Source organism: Terriglobales bacterium, from assembly GCA_035457425.1.
Classification (GTDB): domain Bacteria; phylum Acidobacteriota; class Terriglobia; order Terriglobales; family Acidobacteriaceae; genus JACPNR01.
This window is the reverse complement of sequence record DATIBR010000156.1, coordinates 20,738-37,559: the sequence shown is the minus strand read 5'-3', so window position 1 is coordinate 37,559 and position 16,822 is coordinate 20,738. Positions and strand designations below refer to the sequence as shown.

The 16,822-nt window shown below is 67.6% G+C and carries 16 protein-coding genes; 10 read left to right on the top strand and 6 right to left on the bottom strand.

Translation table 11 applies throughout. The annotated features are described in order from the left end of the window. From glgX to VLA96_11985, 4 genes are all read right to left on the bottom strand, one after another. Positions 1-1,926, bottom strand: a 1,926-nt coding sequence (glgX, locus tag VLA96_12000; GenBank protein ID HSE49922.1) for a glycogen debranching protein GlgX, incomplete at its 3' end; no start/stop codon positions are given. Continuing rightward, positions 1,923-2,252: an STAS domain-containing protein gene (locus VLA96_11995; GenBank protein HSE49921.1), complete on the bottom strand. Its 330-nt coding sequence runs from the start codon at positions 2,250-2,252 to the stop codon at positions 1,923-1,925. The genes VLA96_11995 and glgX, both read right to left, overlap by 4 nt. Next, positions 2,252-4,144 carry an AGE family epimerase/isomerase gene (locus tag VLA96_11990; GenBank protein HSE49920.1) on the bottom strand — a complete coding sequence of 631 codons (1,893 nt, stop codon included), beginning with the start codon at positions 4,142-4,144 and terminating at the stop codon, positions 2,252-2,254. The genes VLA96_11995 and VLA96_11990 overlap by 1 nt, the downstream gene beginning before the upstream one ends. A gap of 19 nt (positions 4,145-4,163) precedes the next feature. After that, positions 4,164-4,778 carry a DJ-1/PfpI family protein gene (locus tag VLA96_11985; GenBank protein ID HSE49919.1) on the bottom strand — a complete coding sequence of 205 codons (615 nt, stop codon included), beginning with the start codon at positions 4,776-4,778 and terminating at the stop codon, positions 4,164-4,166. Between the two features lie 174 nt (positions 4,779-4,952). Here VLA96_11985 and VLA96_11980 point away from each other — a divergent pair, with 174 nt between their 5' ends. The 10 genes from VLA96_11980 (at position 4,953) to VLA96_11935 (ending at position 14,467) form a co-directional block, all read left to right on the top strand. Continuing rightward, positions 4,953-5,531, top strand: coding sequence for a hypothetical protein (locus tag VLA96_11980; GenBank protein HSE49918.1), 579 nt, complete (start codon positions 4,953-4,955; stop codon positions 5,529-5,531). A 72-nt stretch (positions 5,532-5,603) separates the two neighbouring features. Beyond that, the gene (locus VLA96_11975) at positions 5,604-5,963 is read left to right on the top strand and encodes a carboxymuconolactone decarboxylase family protein (protein HSE49917.1); all 360 of its coding nucleotides are present in this window, start codon (positions 5,604-5,606) and stop codon (positions 5,961-5,963) included. 101 nt (positions 5,964-6,064) lie between these two features. Further along, positions 6,065-6,781 (top strand): cupin domain-containing protein, encoded by a 717-nt coding sequence (locus VLA96_11970; protein HSE49916.1) that lies wholly within the window; start codon positions 6,065-6,067, stop codon positions 6,779-6,781. Positions 6,782-6,794: 13 nt separating this feature from the next. Beyond that, complete coding sequence (locus tag VLA96_11965) at positions 6,795-7,094, top strand: putative quinol monooxygenase (protein HSE49915.1); 300 nt, start codon at positions 6,795-6,797, stop codon at positions 7,092-7,094. 28 nt (positions 7,095-7,122) lie between these two features. Next, a complete protein-coding gene (locus VLA96_11960; protein ID HSE49914.1) occupies positions 7,123-7,800 on the top strand; it encodes a VOC family protein in 678 nt (225 codons plus the stop codon). Positions 7,801-7,811: 11 nt separating this feature from the next. Next, positions 7,812-8,753, top strand: coding sequence for an alpha/beta hydrolase (locus VLA96_11955; GenBank protein HSE49913.1), 942 nt, complete (start codon positions 7,812-7,814; stop codon positions 8,751-8,753). A gap of 99 nt (positions 8,754-8,852) precedes the next feature. After that, positions 8,853-9,881, top strand: a complete 1,029-nt coding sequence (locus tag VLA96_11950) for an SDR family oxidoreductase (GenBank protein HSE49912.1) — start codon at positions 8,853-8,855, stop codon at positions 9,879-9,881. Further along, positions 9,881-10,996 carry an enolase C-terminal domain-like protein gene (locus VLA96_11945; GenBank protein HSE49911.1) on the top strand — a complete coding sequence of 372 codons (1,116 nt, stop codon included), beginning with the start codon at positions 9,881-9,883 and terminating at the stop codon, positions 10,994-10,996. Before VLA96_11950 ends, VLA96_11945 begins: the two co-directional genes overlap by 1 nt. Positions 10,997-11,004: 8 nt before the next feature. Then, entirely contained in the window at positions 11,005-14,079 is a 3,075-nt protein-coding gene (locus VLA96_11940; GenBank protein HSE49910.1) for an FAD-linked oxidase C-terminal domain-containing protein, read from the top strand. Positions 14,080-14,089: 10 nt separating this feature from the next. Continuing rightward, a complete protein-coding gene (locus VLA96_11935) occupies positions 14,090-14,467 on the top strand; it encodes a sensory rhodopsin transducer (GenBank protein HSE49909.1) in 378 nt (125 codons plus the stop codon). Here VLA96_11935 and VLA96_11930 read toward each other — a convergent pair whose 3' ends face one another. Both VLA96_11930 and VLA96_11925 read right to left on the bottom strand, forming a co-directional pair. Then, positions 14,468-14,947, bottom strand: coding sequence for a hypothetical protein (locus VLA96_11930; GenBank protein ID HSE49908.1), 480 nt, complete (start codon positions 14,945-14,947; stop codon positions 14,468-14,470). It lies immediately after the preceding gene. Continuing rightward, complete coding sequence (locus VLA96_11925) at positions 14,944-16,776, bottom strand: glycoside hydrolase family 15 protein (protein ID HSE49907.1); 1,833 nt, start codon at positions 16,774-16,776, stop codon at positions 14,944-14,946. The genes VLA96_11930 and VLA96_11925 overlap by 4 nt, the downstream gene beginning before the upstream one ends. Positions 16,777-16,822 lie beyond the last annotated feature (46 nt).

The window sequence follows — 16,822 nt, the reverse complement described above, 5'->3', positions numbered from 1 at the left end:
GCGCTGGCCGTGCGCGTCGTGTTCTGAAATGGCGTCGCCGTCGAGCAACATGCCGAACGCGCGGCGAGTGCCGTCGTTCCAGTCGTCGTCGGTCATCTCGTCGCCGTCCGGCCTCAGCCAGAGCACGTCCGACGCGCCGGGTCGTCGCCCGCTGAGAAAGGTCCGCCGTTTCAAGACCGGCTGTGCAGCTCGCAGTGCGATCACGCGACGCACAAAGTCGAGCAATGCCCGTGCGTCCGGTGTGAGATCCCACGACGTCCACGAAAGCTCGCTGTCGTGGCAGTAGGCGTTGTTGTTGCCGCGCTGCGTGCGGCCGAGCTCATCGCCCATCAGCAGCATCGGGACGCCGCGGCTCAACAGCAGCAGGCAGAGCGCGTTCTTGCTGAGCTGCGCGCGCAGTCGGTTGATCGCTGCGTCGTTGGTCGGGCCCTCCGCGCCGCAGTTCCAGCTGTTGTTGTCGTTCGCGCCGTCGCGATTCTCTTCGCCGTTCGCTTCGTTGTGCTTCTCGTCGTAGCTGTAGAGGTCGCGCAGCGTGAAGCCGTCGTGGCAGGTCACGAAGTTCACGCTCGCGCACGGGCCGCGCCCGAGATACAGGTCCGGCGAACCCTGGATGCGCTTGGCCATCGCCAGCGTCAGGCCCGGCTCGCCCTTCACGAAGCGCCGCACGTCGTCGCGAAACTTGCCGTTCCACTCCGCCCAGCGGCCATACGCGGGGAACGACCCGACCTGGTACAGCCCGCCGGCGTCCCACGCCTCCGCGATGAGCTTGCACTTGCTGAGCACGGGGTCGAACGCCAGCGACTCCAGCAGCGGGGGATTCGCCAGCGGCGCGCCGTCCTGGTCGCGCCCCAGGATCGACGCCAGGTCGAAGCGGAAGCCGTCCACGTGGTAGTACGACACCCAGTAGCGCAGGCAGTCGAGCACCAAGTTGCGCACCACCGGATGGTTGCAGTTCAGCGTGTTGCCCGTGCCGGAGAAGTTGAAGTAGTGCCCGTCGGGCGTGAGCATGTAGTACGTCCGGTTGTCGATGCCGCGGAACGAGATGGTCAGCCCGCGCTCGTCGCCCTCTGCCGTGTGGTTGAACACCACGTCGAGGATCACCTCGATGCCGGCGCGGTGCAGCTGCTTCACCAGGTTCTTGAACTCGTCGCACTGCATGCCGAGCGCGCCGGTCGCGGCGTAGCCCGCCTTGGGCGCGAAGAACCCGAGCGTCGAATATCCCCAGTAGTTGAGCAGCAGGTCTTTGCCGTCGGGCGTGCGGCGGTGGTTCTCCCACTCGTCGAACTCGAACACCGGCAGCAGCTCCACGCAGGTGACGCCCAGCTCCTGCAGGTACGGGATCTTCTCCAGCAGCCCGGCGTAGGTCCCCGGCGCCGACGATTTCGCCGACGGGTGCGCGGTGAACCCGCGCACGTGCATCTCGTAGATCACCAGTTCCTGGATGGGATGCTCGAGCTGCCGGTCCGCTTCCCAGTCGAAGTCGTCGAAGGTCAGGCGCGCGCGGTGCTGGTACGGATCCTTCCAGTCGGGCATCCGCCGCCAGACGTCGCGCCCGGCGACGGTGTGCGCGTACGGGTCGCACAGGATCGCGGTCTTATCGAAGCGGTTGCCGCGCTCCGGCTGCCACGGCCCGTCGAACCGGAAGCCATACTCCACGTCCTCATACGGCAGCCCGAACACCAGCATCGAGTAGACGTCACCGGTGCGGAATTCGTCGGGGAAGGGGATCTCGGCCATCGGCTTCTTCTCGCCCTTGCGGAAGAGCACCAGCGTGCAGCCGGTGGCCGCGCTCGAGAAGATGGAGAAGTTCACGCCGTGCGGCTCGACCGACGCCCCGAACGGCAGCGTGCGCCCGCGCCGGAAGCGGAATCCCTGGAATTCGTGGGTCGGGTATCCGTCGATGGGCGCCTGGGCCGGAGTCGTCACGCCAGCACCTGCGCGGCTTTTGGCACGTCGTCGGCGACGACGAAGAAACCGAGGAACCCCGTGTGCTGCATCACGTTGCGGATGTCCGGCGAGATGCCGGCCAGCACCAGCCGCCGCCGCCGCGCCGTGAAGTCCCTATAGATAAGGAGGAGCAGCCGCAGCCCGGCGCTCGACATGTAGTCCACCGCCGACATGTCCATCACCACGTCGCCGCTGCCCTCCATCACCGGGCGCAGCTGTTCCTGGACCTCGGGCGCGGTCTTGCCGTCGATGGCGCCGGCCAGTGTCACCAGCGAGTAGCCCTCGCGCGCGCTGACCTCGACCATTACTTCTTCCTCGCCGGCGTGACCGTGGCTTCCACCTTCACGGCGCGGTCGGTCTTCGGCAGGCGGATGGCCAGCGCGCCGGCGTCGAAATCCGTGTACGCGGCGCCGTCGAGCTTCACCGCCGTCAGCTTCACGCTGCCCTGGGGCAGCAGGTCCGGCGCGACGCGCAGCACGCGGTCCGCGAACCCGTTGGCGTACGGCTGGAAGTGGAACGTCATCGGCCGCCCGAAGATCAGCAGGTTGGTGTACACCGCCGACAGGAAGCACAGCTCCATCGAGTGATACGCCGACATCGAGTGGCAGCCTTTCAGCCGCTCGTTGCCCAACAGGTACGGCAGCCCGCACGCCAGCGTGTTGAAGTAGACGCCGCCGTCGTCGTGGTCGAGGAAGAAGGCGTTGTAGAACGCCGCCGACTCCCGCGCCAGCCGCAGGTATTCCTCGTCGCCCAGCACGCCGTTCAGGATGTGGTACGCCAGGATGGCCTGCTCCTGCTGCCACCACGCCTTGCGGTCGTGCCACACGAACTCGAAATCCTTGCCCGCGGGCTTGTTCACGCGCTCGACCACGTCGTACCAGCCGCAGCGCTGCCGGTCGGAGCCCGCCGCCGGCATGAGCGCGCCGATCTTGCGCGCCATCGCTTCGTAGTCCGCCTTCGGCTTGAGCGCGTGCATGCGCATCAGGTTCCACGCGATCTTCAGGTTGTGCCCCACGACCGATCGGTTCTGCTGCCAGCCCCACGACTGGTCCTTCGACCAGTCCTCATGGAAGCGCTCCTGCACGAAGGGCGACTCCGCGTAGTCCGGGAAGCGCTGCACGATGGTGTCGAAAGTCTCTTCCAGGAAGGCGGCGTGCTCGGCCGCGCCCGTCGCCAGGTACAGGTTGATCAGGTACGCGGGCGCGTGGTCGCCTACCGAGTTCCAGTTCTTGCGCGCGCGATTGTTGTTGAGGGACTCCGCGCGCGGGTCGAGCGAGATGGGATCGAGGTGCGAGAAGTAGCCGCCCTGCTTGTCGTCGCGGTAGAACTTCTTGAACAGCCGCATCGTGCGCTCGATGTCCGACATGATGGCGGGATCGCCCGTCAGCCGGTAGGTCATCGTCGGCCCGCACAGCGCGTAGATCTGCTCGTACATCGGGATGGAGTAGAAGTCGTCGCCGAACTCCGAGGTCAGCAGCTTCTGCTTCTTCTCGCCCTGCACCTTGATGCCGTGGTACCAGTAGACGACGTCGTTGTCCTCGTCGTAGAAGCGCATGTGGTCGCGCAGGTAGCGCGTGCCGCGCTCCGAAGCGGTGAGGAACGCCTCCTCGCCCGTCAGCATGTACGCCGTCGAGAGGCCGTAGATCATGCGGCTGATGGTGTCGGTCTCCTGCAGGTAGTCGCCCTTCTTCGTGCCCGCCAGGTTCAGGAAGGTGCGGTAGTTGGCGTAGTCGATCTCCTGCTCCGGCCAGTCGAATTGCCACTTCAGGTACGAGTGCCCGATGGAGCGCGACTGCTCGACCCACCAGCCGGCATCTTCATGCCGGAACTCGCCCGGCTTGCGCTCGGGGAAGACCAGCCACTGCGCGCAGAATCTTCCGCTCGAATCCTGCGCCGCCGGATAGAACGTCCCGTAAGCGAACACCATCTGGCCTTCGGTGGCGAGCAGCTTCGCCATGTCGCCGGTCGCGTCCTGGTAGCTCTCGCCCAGGTTGAAGACGTAGCGCGCGTAGCTGGCCGGCGTCAGGAAGGCCTCGAAGTCGCGCCCGTCGGGCGTGGTGATGGTGAAGCGCCGCTGCGCCGCGTCCCAGCCGCTCACGTAGCCCGCGATGGTGTCGGAAAAAGTGAAGTCCACGCGCATGCCGGGCCGCTCGTTCTGCTTCGCGCCGGCGCGTACCGATGTCGCTGTCGTAGCCAAGGAAGTCCCCCGAAGAAAGCTAGGCGCGCGCCGCGGCCGTCGCCGTGCGCGCCATCTGTTCCACGAACTTTTGCATGAAGAGGTCGACCACCGCCGGGTGCTTGCCCGAGACCAGGTTGCCGTCCACCACCAGGTCGGCGGTCTGCTCGCCCTCGTACACCACCTGCCCGCCCGCGTTCTCCACGTCGCAGATGATGTTGTGCGCGCAGGTCACCTTGCGCCCGCGCAGCAGCGCCGGGTCGGCGCACAGCAGCCACAGCGAGTGGCAGATCGTTCCCACCGGCACGCCTTCCTTCATCGCCTGCCGCAGGAAGCGCACCGCCGGCGCCTGGTTCGGCTGCCCCGGCTTCACGTTCGCCTGGTAGCGCAGCCGGTCCATCGCGTACGCGCCGATCAGGATCACGCCCGCGTAGTCGCCCGGCTTCACGTTGTCCACCTCGGTCGTCACCCTGACGTGCAGGTCCACCGTCCCGTCGTCCGGGTTGTTGCCGAAAGTGAGCGAAGGCTGTCCCCACAGGTGTGAGACGTACTCCACCTGGTAGCCCTGCTGGGGAAAGTAGTCGTTGAAGCGGCGGTACTCCGTGCCGTCAAAGTGCTCTTCAATGAGGACTGCGATCTTCTTGCTGGCTGGCATAGATAAGGTATGTCCCGGGAGGTGAGACACTCTAGCATCTCCCCGCTAAAAATCAACGCGGCGAACGCCCTACCACTGCGGAAATCACCACACCGATTCCTGTTGCTATTTTTTCAGACCCACAAGAGAATCGTCGCCCCGACCCCATATCCAGCCGTTCCCAGGAGGAGTTCTGTGACCCGCAGGAATTACTACGAAGGACTGGCCGCCGACTTTTCGCGCCCCGGCCTCGTACCCGACGCCCTCAAGGCCAAGCTCATCGCCGATTCCGCGCGCTTCATCGCCATCAAAGAGAAGACGCTGCCCGCCATCGGCCCGGGCTACACCATGGAGCAGATCGAGAAGGAGAATCGCGAGTGGTGGCCCACGCACTGCGAAGCCCTGCGGGAAGGCCGCGGCGACCTGCTGACCGGCGAGTATCGCGACGACCTCGTCTACCACTGCCAGGACGGTCCCTTCCGCGGCCTGAACGAGCAGCATGCGCGCGAGGAGCACTGGTGGGCGCTCATCGCCCAGCCCGGCGTCACCATGTGCTGGCCCATCGTCCAGTTCTGGAGCGAGTTCGTCCACTTCGAGTGGAAGTGCGAGGACAACGCCACCAACGAGACCATCGCCAAGGGCAATGTCTGCTGGGTGCGCCGCGGGCATCGCGGCGGCTGCTACTACAAGAGCGAGCAGCTCACCTTCTACCGCGACGTCTACGCCTCGCCCGAGCTCATCAAGCTCATCCGCGCGGCCGCGGCCGGCAAATAGCGATCTGCAACCCGCGCGCGGGCGCTTGCGTCCGCGCGCACACCATTTTCAGAAGGGACTCAGAGGAGACTCATGCCATACAAGAATGCCGTACTCGACGACAAAGACCTTCAGCAAGGCCTCGCCGGCATCCACCCGGCGTTCGGCGACCTGTGCACCCGCGTTGCGGGCGAGGTGTGGGGCAAGCCGCTCATCGACCAGAAGACCAAGGCGCTCATCACCATCGCCATCGACGTGGTGAACCAGGACCACAACGGCCCCGGCAATCCCTTCGGCGCGCACGTCAACATGGCGATGAAGCAGGGCGCCACCCGCGAGGAGATCGAGGAGCTGCTGCTGTTCATGTGCGTCTACGCCGGCTTCAACAAGGCCGCCGGCGCCTTCGGCATGTTGAAGCAGGTGCTGGGCGAGGCCAAAGGCAAGGGCGCGTAGGCGACTTGCGCCCGCCCCGCGCGGCAGTGCATACTCGCTTCACTCCCTTCACCACCAACATCAACAGGCGCCCGGCCGTGCCGCGCGCCGAAAGGACCGTCATGCGGAGATTCGCACTCGGGGCCCTGCTCGTCACGCTGTTCCTCGGCGCCGCCTCGGCGCAGAGCATGAAGTACAAGTTCCCGGACTACAAGAAGGACCCCAAGCCGATGGTCATCCAGGGGCCGGCGGGCGAGATCTTCACCTTCACCCGCGTCGGCGCCACTACCTGCGGCAAGTTCACCATCGCCGACTCCGTCATCCCGCCGGGCGCCGGTCCCATGCCTCACATTCACCACTGGACCGACGAGTGGTTCTACTTCCCGGATGGCGGCATCACCATCTACATGAGCGAAAAGACCTACCCTGACCTCAAGCAGGTCCCGGGCAAGCAGCTCCCCAAGGGCAAGGTGCACAAGTACCGCACGCAGCCTGGCGACCTCATCTACGGACCGCGCTACTACATCCATGGCTTCAACAACGAGGCCAAAGACAACCGCCGCCTCATCTTCGTCTGGACGCCGGACAAGATCAGCGAGTACTTCAAGGAAGTCGGCCAGCTCGTCACCGACCCCAAGAACCCGCCCCCCATCGCCGACAAGAACAAGCAGCTGTTCGTCTCGCAGGGGCCGAAGTACGGCATCAATCAGAGCGCGTCGTGGGGCGAGTACGTGGACGGTCCCGGCGACTACACCATGAAGCCCGCCGACAACCACGCCAAGGAGCTCGAGGCGCTGTTCGCCACCGACGCCAAGCGCAACGGCGGCGCATGCAAGTAGCGGAGGTGCTCGCGTGATCGTCGTCGGAGGCAGGTTCAAAGTGAAGCCGGAGCGGCGTGCCGACATGGTGAAGCTCGCCACGTCGCTCTACGGCCCCTCGCGCGCCGAGCAGGGCTGCCTGCACTACAGCTGCTATCAGGACGCCGGCGACCCCGACTCGTTCGTCTTTTTCGAAGAGTGGGAGAGCCAGGAAGTCCTCGACAAGCACTTCCAGACCTCGTACTTCCAGGACTTCATGAAGCGTTTTCCCGACATGATCACCGGCACGCCGGTGATCAAGCTCTACAACGTGGCGAGCGTGAAACAACTCTGAGCATCCCTTTCCGCCGCGGGAGGTCGCAATGACGCACCGAACCCATGCCTGCGCGCTCGCACTGGTGTTGGTCGCCGCCGCCGCGTTCGCGTGGCAAGCCCGGCCCACGCCCGTGGCCGACGTGCCGCCGCAGCGTCCGCTCGACGACTACGGCAAGACCGGCGCCGGCATCCCCGGCGCGCGCAATCCCGACCACTTCGGCGTCGTCGTCAAGGATCTCGACGCCGCGCTGAAGTGGTCCACCACCGTGCTCGGCGCCGACCTGCTCTGGACCGCCGGCCCGTTCCGCGATCCCGTCAACAACCCCGCGCGCTATGAGGTGGACGGCCGCGCGGTCTCGCGTGTTGCCATGCTGCGCCTCGGTCCCAACATCAACTTCGAGCTCAAGGAAGCGCCGTTCCCGGGCCAGGTGAAGAAGTTCCCGCGCAACGCCGACGTCGGCTCGCCGCACATCGCGTTCTACGTCGACGACCTCGAAGTCGCCTCCGCCTACCTCCAGAAGAACGGCGCGCGCCTGCTCGCGGGCCCGTTCCTGCCGGGCGGCGCCGCCAAGAAGGGCGAGCAGATCCGCTATTTCGTCTCCCCGTTCGGCATGTACATGGAACTGGTCCACCGGCCGGCGCACCTCGCGTACGAGCAGCAGACGCCGGCGCGCCTCTACGGGCCGGCGCAGTCGTGGCACCAGGATCGTCCCTGGATCAAATAAGAGGAGCACTCATGCGTCGCGTTCTTGCTCTCGTTTTCCTGCTCGCCGCGTTCTGCGGCGCCGCGTTCGCCCAGCGCTTCGACGCCAAGGCTTTCGCCAGGGACTTCAAGCATGGCAACGTCACCGTGCGCGGCGCCAAGATGCATTACGTCGTCGGCGGCGAAGGCGAGCCGCTCGTGCTCGTCGGCGGCTGGCCCGAGAGCTGGTACGCCTGGCGCAAGGTCATGCCCGACCTCGCGAAGCATTACAAGGTCTACGCCTTCGACCTGCCCGGCCAGGGCGATTCCGGCTTCGCCACCGCCTACGACACCGAGACCATCGCCGGTTACCTGCACGACGCGCTCGTCAAGCTCGGCGTGCAGCAGCACCTGCTCGTCGGCCACGATGTCGGCGCCTGGCTCGCCTACGCCTACGCCGCCAACTACCGCGACGTCACGAAAAAGCTGGTGCTGATGGACGCCGCCATCCCCGGCGTCGCCCCCGACCAGGCCTTCATGCTCTCCGACGCCACCCACAACAAGATCTTCCAGTTCTTCTGGCACGCCGTGCCCGACCTTCCGGAAGCGATGACCAAAGGGCGCGAGCGCCAATATCTCGCGTGGTTCTTCCAGGCGAAGTCCTTCAACCCTGACACCGTCGCCGGCGCCGACCTCGCCGAGTACACTCGCGTCTATTCCAAGCCCGGCTACATGAAGGCCGGCTTCGACTACTACCGCGCCTTCTTCACCGACCACCAGCAGAACCGCAAGTCCATGCAGACGAAGCTGGAGATGCCGGTGCTCACCATCGGCGGCGACATCGCCAAGGCCACCGGCGACACCATGCTCAAGGCCATGCAGCAGGCCGCCACCAACGTCCAGGGCGGCGCCATCTCCGGCTGCGGACACTACCTCGCCGAAGAGTGCCCGCAGGAGGTCACCGCGCGCATCCTGACCTTCTTCGCCGAACAATAGAGGACCTCCGCGCGGCGCGGCAGTCAGCCCAACGCGCCATACGCGAATCTCCAGGCGCCGCTAGACCACGAGTCCTGCCTGCTGCGCATCCCAATCAGCATGGACAGGGAAATCGTCGTCATCACCGGCGCCTCCGCCGGCGTCGGCCGCGCGACCGTGCAGGAATTCGCGCGCCACGGCGCGCGCATCGCGCTGCTCGCGCGCGAGCCGCGCCGCCTGGAAGCCGCCGCCCGCGAGGCCGAGCGCCTCGGCGCCGCCGAAGCCATCGCGCTGCCCACTGACGTCGCCGATCAGCGGCAGGTCGAGGCCGCCGCTGCCAAGGTCGAGCGCATCTTCGGCCGCATCGACGTCTGGATCAACAACGCCATGGCCAGCGTCTTCTCGCCCGTCGCCCAGATGACGCCCGACGAATTCGACCGCGTCACCGCCGTCACCTATCTCGGGACCGTCTACGGCACCCTCGCCGCGCTGCGCCGCATGCGCGCGCGCGGCCGCGGCGCCATCGTGCAGGTCGGCTCCGCGCTCGCCTACCGCAGCATCCCGTTGCAGTCCGCGTACTGCGCCGCCAAGCACGCCGTGCTCGGCTTCACCGAATCGCTCCGCACCGAGCTGCTGCACGACAACAGCAACATCCATCTCTGCATGGTGCAGCTCCCCGCGCTCAACACCCCGCAGTTCGACTGGGTGAAGAGCCGCCTGCCGCGCCGCGCGCAGCCGGTCCCGCCTATCTTCCAGCCCGAGGTCGCCGCGCGCGCTATCTACTGGGCGGCGCACCATCGCCGCCGCGAGGTCTATGTCGGCGGCTCCACCGTGAAGGCCATCTGGGCCGACAAGCTCGTGCCCTCCCTCGCCGACCACTATCTCGCGCGCAACGGCTACGACGCGCAGCAGACCTCCGAGCCCGCCGATCCTGCTCGCCCCAACAATTTGTGGAAGCCCGTCCCGGGAGACGTCGGCGCCCACGGCCGCTTCGACGAGCGCGCGCTCGACCGCAGCCGGCAGCTCTGGTTCACCACGCATCGCGCGCCGCTGCTCGCCGGCATCCTCACCGGCGCAGCTCTCTTGTTCGCGTTAGCGACCTCCGGCCGCCGGCTGCGTGAGGAGCTGGACGAGCTCGAGGCGGCCTAGTGGGGAACCTCCAGCCAATCCGGAGCGGGGAAGCGCCGGTCACGCGCCTCGAGGTGTCCGTTTTTCGCGTCCCGACCTCGTCGCCGGAGTCCGACGGCACCTTCGAATGGGACAGCACCACGATGGTTCTCGTTGAGCTCACCGCTGGCTCGACCACAGGCATTGGCTACACCTATGGGCACGCCTGCATCGCCCAGCTCATCCGTGCGACTTTCACGCCGCTCATCATCGGCCGCGACGCGCTCGATATCGAAAGCGCGTGGCATCGCATGGTGCACGCCATCCGCAACAACGGGCGCCCCGGCATCTGCTCCATGGCCATCGCCGCGGTCGACGCTGCGCTCTGGGACTTGAAGGCCCGTCTCCTCGGCATGCCGCTCGCAAAGTTGTTGGGGATGGCGCGCGAGGACGTCCCGGTCTACGGCAGCGGCGGCTTCACTTCGTATGACGACGCGCAGCTTCAGGCACAGCTCGGCGACTGGGTGCGCGAAGGCATCGGCATGGTGAAGATGAAGATCGGTCGCGAGCCCGAGCGCGATCCCGCGAGGGTGACGCTCGCGCGCGAAGCCATCGGCGAGCGCGCCGAGCTGTTCGTCGACGCGAACGGCGCCTACACGCGCAAGCAGGCGCTCGCGATGGCCGAGCGCTTCCGCGAGCAGCGCGTGACGTGGTTCGAGGAGCCGGTCTCATCCGATGACCTCGAAGGACTGCGGCTCATCCGCGACCGCGCGCCCGCGCGCATGGCGATCACCGCCGGCGAGTACGGCTACGACGACTACTACTTCCGTCGCATGCTCGAGGCCGGCGCGGTCGATATCCTTCAAGCCGATGCGACCCGCTGCGCCGGCATCACCGGTTTCCTGCGCGCGGCCGCGCTCGCCGCCGCGTGGAACATGCCGCTCTCTGCTCACACCGCCCCCGCGCTGCATTTGCATGTGTGCTGCGCCGTCCCAAACTGCCACTCCATCGAGCACTTCCACGATCACGCGCGCATCGAGCAGATGTTCTTCGACGGCGCCAGCACACCGGTGGACGGAAAGCTGGCGCCAGATCTCGGCCGCCCCGGCATGGGCCTTGAACTGAAGCGCGCCGACGCGCTGCGGTATGCCGCTTGAAAGAGACGATGAGCGCGCTGCATGACAACCCGCTGGTCCGCATCGCGCCGCCGCCGGCGACCGTGGACTTCCGAGCGCTCGAGCAGGCGCTGCGCCAGCGCACCACCGCCGAAGTCCGCTTTGACGCCGGCAGCCGCGCGCTCTATGCGACCGATGCTTCCAACTACCGCCAGGTCCCCATCGGCGTCGTCGTGCCGCGCAGTATCGAAGACGTGGTCGCGACCATCGGCCTGTGCCGCGAGTTCGGCGCGCCGGTGCTCTCGCGCGGAGGCGGCACCAGCCTCGCCGGCCAGTGCTGCAACGTCGCCGTCGTGCTCGATTGGTCGAAATACCTGAACCGCGTCGTCGCGCTCGACCCCGCCGCTCGCCGCGCCCGCGTCCTTCCCGGCACCGTGCTCGACGACTTGCGCGAGGCCGCGCAGCAGCACGGCCTCACCTTCGGTCCCGACCCCGCTACACACAATCACTGCACCCTCGGCGGGATGCTGGGTAACAACTCCTGCGGCGTCCACGCCCAGATGGCCGGCAAGACCGTGGACAACACCGAGGAACTCGAGCTCCTCACCTACGACGGCCTCCGCCTGCGCGCCGGGTGGATGACCGAAGCCGACCTCGCCGCCCAGGCTGCCGCGTCCGGGCGCGTGGGCGAGATCTTCCGCGGCGTCGCGCGGATGCGCGAGCGCTACGCGCGCCTCATCGCCGAGCGCTATCCGAAGATCCCGCGTCGCGTCTCCGGCTACAACCTCGATTCGCTGCTGCCCGGGGAAGACGGCCGTTTCAACCTCGCGCGCGCCCTGGTCGGCTCCGAAGGCACGCTCGTCACCATCCTGGAAGCCACGGTCCATCTGGTCCCCTGGCCGAAGTACCGCACGCTCGTCGTGCTCGGCTATCCCGACGTCTACCACGCCGCCGACCACATCCCCGACATCCTGCCGTCTCGCCCCATCGGCCTCGAAGGCTTGGACAGCCTGCTGGTCGAGAACATGAAGAAGAAGCGCCTGCACGAGGAGTACCTGAAGCTCTTGCCGGAAGGGAGGGGTTGGCTGTTGGTCGAGTTCGGCGGCGAGACGCAGCAGGAATCCGACGACCGCGCGCGCGAGCTGATGGACAAGCTCAAGCACAGCTCCTCAGCTCCCACGATGAAGCTCTACGACGATCCCGAGGAAGAGAAGCACGTGTGGGCGACGCGCGAAGCCGGACTCGGCGCCACCGCCTTCGTTCCCGGGCAGCCCGTCACCTGGGAGGGCTGGGAAGATTCCGCCGTCGCGCCCGAGCGCCTCGGCGCCTACCTGCGCGATCTCTGCAAGCTCTACGAGAAGTTCGGCTACATCGGCGCGCTCTACGGGCACTTCGGCATGGGCTGCGTGCACACCCGCATCAGCTTCGACCTGATGAGCGCGCCCGGCGTGCGCAAGTTCCGCGAGTTCCTGGAAGAAGCCACCGATCTCGTCGTTGCGCACGGCGGCTCGCTCTCCGGCGAGCACGGCGACGGACAGTCGCGCGCCGAGTTCCTCCACAAGATGTTCGGGCCGGAGCTGGTCGAAGCCTTTCGCGAGTTCAAGCGCATCTGGGATCCGGAAGGGAGGATGAACCCCGGGAAAGTCGTCGACCCATATCGTGCCGACGAGAACCTGCGCCTCGGCGCGGCCTATCGTCCGGCGCAGCCGCGGACCTATTTTCAGTTTCCTGACGACCACGGCCGCTTCAGCGACGCCACGTTGCGCTGCGTCGGCGTGGGCGAGTGCCGCAAGGAACGCGGGGTCGAGCCCGGTCGCGACACCATGTGCCCCAGCTACATGGTCACGCGCGAGGAGAAGCATTCCACGCGCGGCCGCGCGCACCTGCTTTGGGAGATGTTGCAAGGCGACGTGCTGCGCGAGGGCTGGCGCGACGAGAACGTGAAGGAGGCGCTCGACCTCTGCCTCGCGTGCAAAGGCTGCAAGGGCGAGTGCCCCGTGAACGTCGACCTGGCCACCTACAAGGCCGAGTTCCTCGCGCACTACTTCGAGGGCCGCCTGCGTCCGCGCCACGCCTACGCCTTCGGCTTCATCGACCAGTGGGCGCGGCTGGCGTCGCTCTGGCCCGGCGCGGTGAACCTCGTCACGCAGACGCCGCTCCTTCGCGATCTCGCCAAGCTCGCGGCGGGCATTCCGCGCGCGCGCGCCATCCCCGAGTTCGCCCCGCGGACCTTCCAGGCGTGGTTCGCCCGGCATCGGCCTCGCCACGTCGGGCGCTCGCGCGTCCTGCTCTGGCCCGACACCTTCAACAACTACTTTTTCCCCGAGACCGCGCAAGCCGCCGCCGCCGTGCTCGACGACGCCGGCTTCGCCGTCGACGTCCCGCGCGCGCACCTCTGCTGCGGCCGCCCGCTCTACGACTTCGGCATGTTGGCGACGGCGAAGCGCTACCTCGAACGCGTGCTGGAACAGCTCGCGCCCGAGCTCGCCGCCGGCACTCCCATCGTCGTGCTCGAGCCCAGTTGCGCCTCCGTCTTCCGCGACGAACTCCGCAACCTTCTTCCTGGCGACCCGCGCGCCGAAAAGCTGCGCCGCCAGACTGTGCTGCTCAGCGAGTTCCTCGCGCGCCACGTCGCTCCCGACCGCCTCCCGCGGCTCGCGCGCAAAGCGCTCGTGCAGGGGCACTGCCATCACAAGTCAGTCTTGAAGTTCGATAGCGAGCAGGCCGTGCTGCAGCAGCTCGGACTCGACGCGGAGGTCCTCGCCTCTGGCTGCTGCGGCATGGCAGGTTCGTTCGGCTTCGAGAGCGATAAGTATGACGTCTCGATCGCCGTCGGCGAGCGCGCGCTGCTGCCGGCGGTGCGCGCGGCGGACCGCGAGACCTTCATCCTCGCCGACGGCTTCAGTTGCCGCGAGCAGATCGCGCAGCAGACCGGCCGCCACGCCCTGCATCTCGCCGAGGTGATCCAACTGGCCAAGCAGGGCGCCGCCGTCGAAGGACCGCCGGAGACGGCGCTCATCCGGAAACGGGCGGCCGCGCGCCGCAAGGCGCGCTCCCGGGCCGCAACCACCCTCGGACTGCTCGCCGCCGGTGCTTTCGTCTTTTGGCGCCTCGCGCGCAAATGAAGGAGGAACGATGAACGATGCGATCGGAGCAAGAGTCTGGGCCATCGCCGAAGGCTACATCCCGTCGGAGAGCCACGGCCCCGCGCCGCAGATGACCAGCCACGAGACCGCCTGCCTGCTCAACGCCGGCGACCGCGAGGCGCGCATCGAGATCACCATCTTCTATAAGGACCGCGAGCCCAGCGGGCCGTACCGCGTCACCCTGCCGCCGCGCCGCACACTGCACCTGCGCTTCAACGACCTGCGCGACCCCGAGCCCATCCCGCGCGACACCGACTACTCCAGCGTCATCCGCTCCGACGTCCCCATCGTCGTGCAGCACACGCGCCTCGACTCGCGCCAGGCGGAGAACGCCCTGCTCACCACCATCGCGTTTCCGGCCGCCTGATCAGTGCAGCCGGTAGAAGGCGCCCAGCACCGCGCCGAACACCGCGTGCGAGACGAACACCGAGAGCGGTGTCTGGATCCCGTAGTTCAGCGCCAGGAAGCCCGGCGGTTCGAGCACGCGTCCCGCTTCCGGGCCGTGCTGCTCGCTCGCCATCCGCGGGTGCACGCCCGGCAGCAGCACCGCCACCACCACCAGCACGAACAGCGCATGCAGCAGCCCGATGAGCGCTCCGTGCCACCAGTCGGCCTGCCCCAGCGCGCGGAAGATCAGCACGTAGAGCAGCGAGAATGCCCAGCCGATCCCCAGGTGCGCGAAGAATCCGTAGACGCGCGCGCGGTCGCGGTCCGGCGTCAACATCGTTCCCAGAAGGTACGGGATGTTCATGCGCGTGAATCCTAGCCCCTGCGTCACCGCGCTCACGGTGGTGAGCAGCAGCGTCGCCAGGAACCCCCACAGCAGCCAGCTCTGCCACTGGATCATGCGGCCTCGCTCGCGGTCAGCGGCGGCCGCGCTCCCTGCTTTTGTCTTTCCGCGATCGAAAGCGCCGCGCTGATCAGCCCCACGTGCGTGAAGGATTGCGGAAAGTTCCCCAGCGCCGCACCCGTCTCCGGCTCGATCTCCTCGCCGTACAGCCCCACGTCGTTGGCGTAGCGCAATAGCGCCTGGAACGCCGCATGCGCCTGCTCCAGCGTGCCGCCGCCCGTCGCCAGGTACTCCGCGTTCCAGAAGCTGCAGATGCCGAACGCGCCCTCTGCCGGCTCGCGACGATAGCGATACAGCAAGCCGTTGCCCGCCGAGAGCGCGCGCGTGACCGCTTCGTGCGTCGCGCGCATGCGCGGCGAGCCCGCGGCTTCGAACTCGTACCACGGGATGCGCAGCAGCGTGGCGTCGAGGTCGTCCCCGTCGAGCGTGGCGGTGTAGCTCTGAAGCTCTTCATTCCACGCACGTGTCTCGAGCTCGCGCCGGATGGCATCGCGCTCTCGCGCGAAGCGCTCCAGCGGCACGCTCTTCAATCTCCCGCTTTCCCCCAGCGTGATCAGCCGGTCCAGCGCCGCCCAGCACAGCAGCCGCGAGAACGTGTTGTGCCGCCGGCCGGTCCGCGGCTCCCAGATCCCTTCGTCCGGCAGGCGCCAGTGCTTCGCCACGTACTTGCCCAGCCCGAGCAGGACTTTCTGCGTCATGCCGTCGAAGCAGCCGTCTTCCTCGGCGAACTGGCCCGCGGCCTTGATCACCTCGCCGTAGATGTCGAGCTGCAACTGCCCGCGCGCGGCATTGCCCACGCGCACCGGCCGCGACTCGCGGTAGCCGCGCAGGTGCGTCAGCTCGCGCTCGCGGGGCGATTCGCGCCCGAACACGGTGTACAGCACGCGCAGCTCCGGATGCGTCTGTCGCGTCGCATGCAGCAGCCAGTCGAGGAAGCCCGCGGCCTCGTTGCGATGCCCGAGCCCGAGCAGCGCGCGCATCGTGAGCGACGCATCGCGCAGCCAGCAGTAGCGGTAGTCCCAGTTCGCGCTCGCGCCCACGATCTCCGGCAGGGAAGTCGTGGCCGCGGCGACGATCGCCCCCGACGGCGCATACGTCAACAGCTTCAGCGCCAGCGCGCTCCGCACCACCGCCGCGCGGTACGGGCCGTCATACTGGCAGCGCGCCGCCCACTCCTCCCACCAGCGCACCGAGCGCGCGATGGCTTTCTCGGTCGGCTCGCCCAGCTCTGGCAACACAATCGGCGATTCCTGCGCGTAGCTCAGCGAGAAGTACGCGCGCTCGCCCGCCCGCAGCCGCACCCGCGCGATCGCGCCTTTTCCGCGGACCTCGAGCGGCACGCTCGCGCGCAGCCAGTACGCGCCGCGGCCGTCTTCCAGGCGCAGCCCGAGCTTGCCGCGCTCGCGCAGCGCGCGCGCCTTCAACCCATATTGCGAGCGCGGAAAAAACTCCACGTCGAGCTCGACCGCGCCCGCGGTGCACTCCACGCGCCGCACCACCTCGTGATCCGGGATGAGGTGCTCGTTCTTGAACTGCTCGCTCGCCACCGGCATCAGGTCGGTGAGCGTCGCGCTGCCGCTCGCGCCGGTGAACGTCGTCTCCAGGACGTTCGACTCGCCCACATACCGCCGCCGCGCCTCGTGCGCGTCAGCCGGAGCGATCCGCCAGTAGCCGCCGCGTTCGCGGTCGAGCAGCGCGGCGAAGATCGCCGGACTATCGAAGCGCGGCCAGCACAGCCAGTCGAGCGAGCCGGCGCGGCTCACCAGCGCGGCGGCGCGGCAGTCGCCGATGACGGCGTAGTCCTGGATGCTCGATTCACGGGGCACACCCGTATAGATGGAGAAGCAGAGCTGCGGTGATGCATCCGCGTGG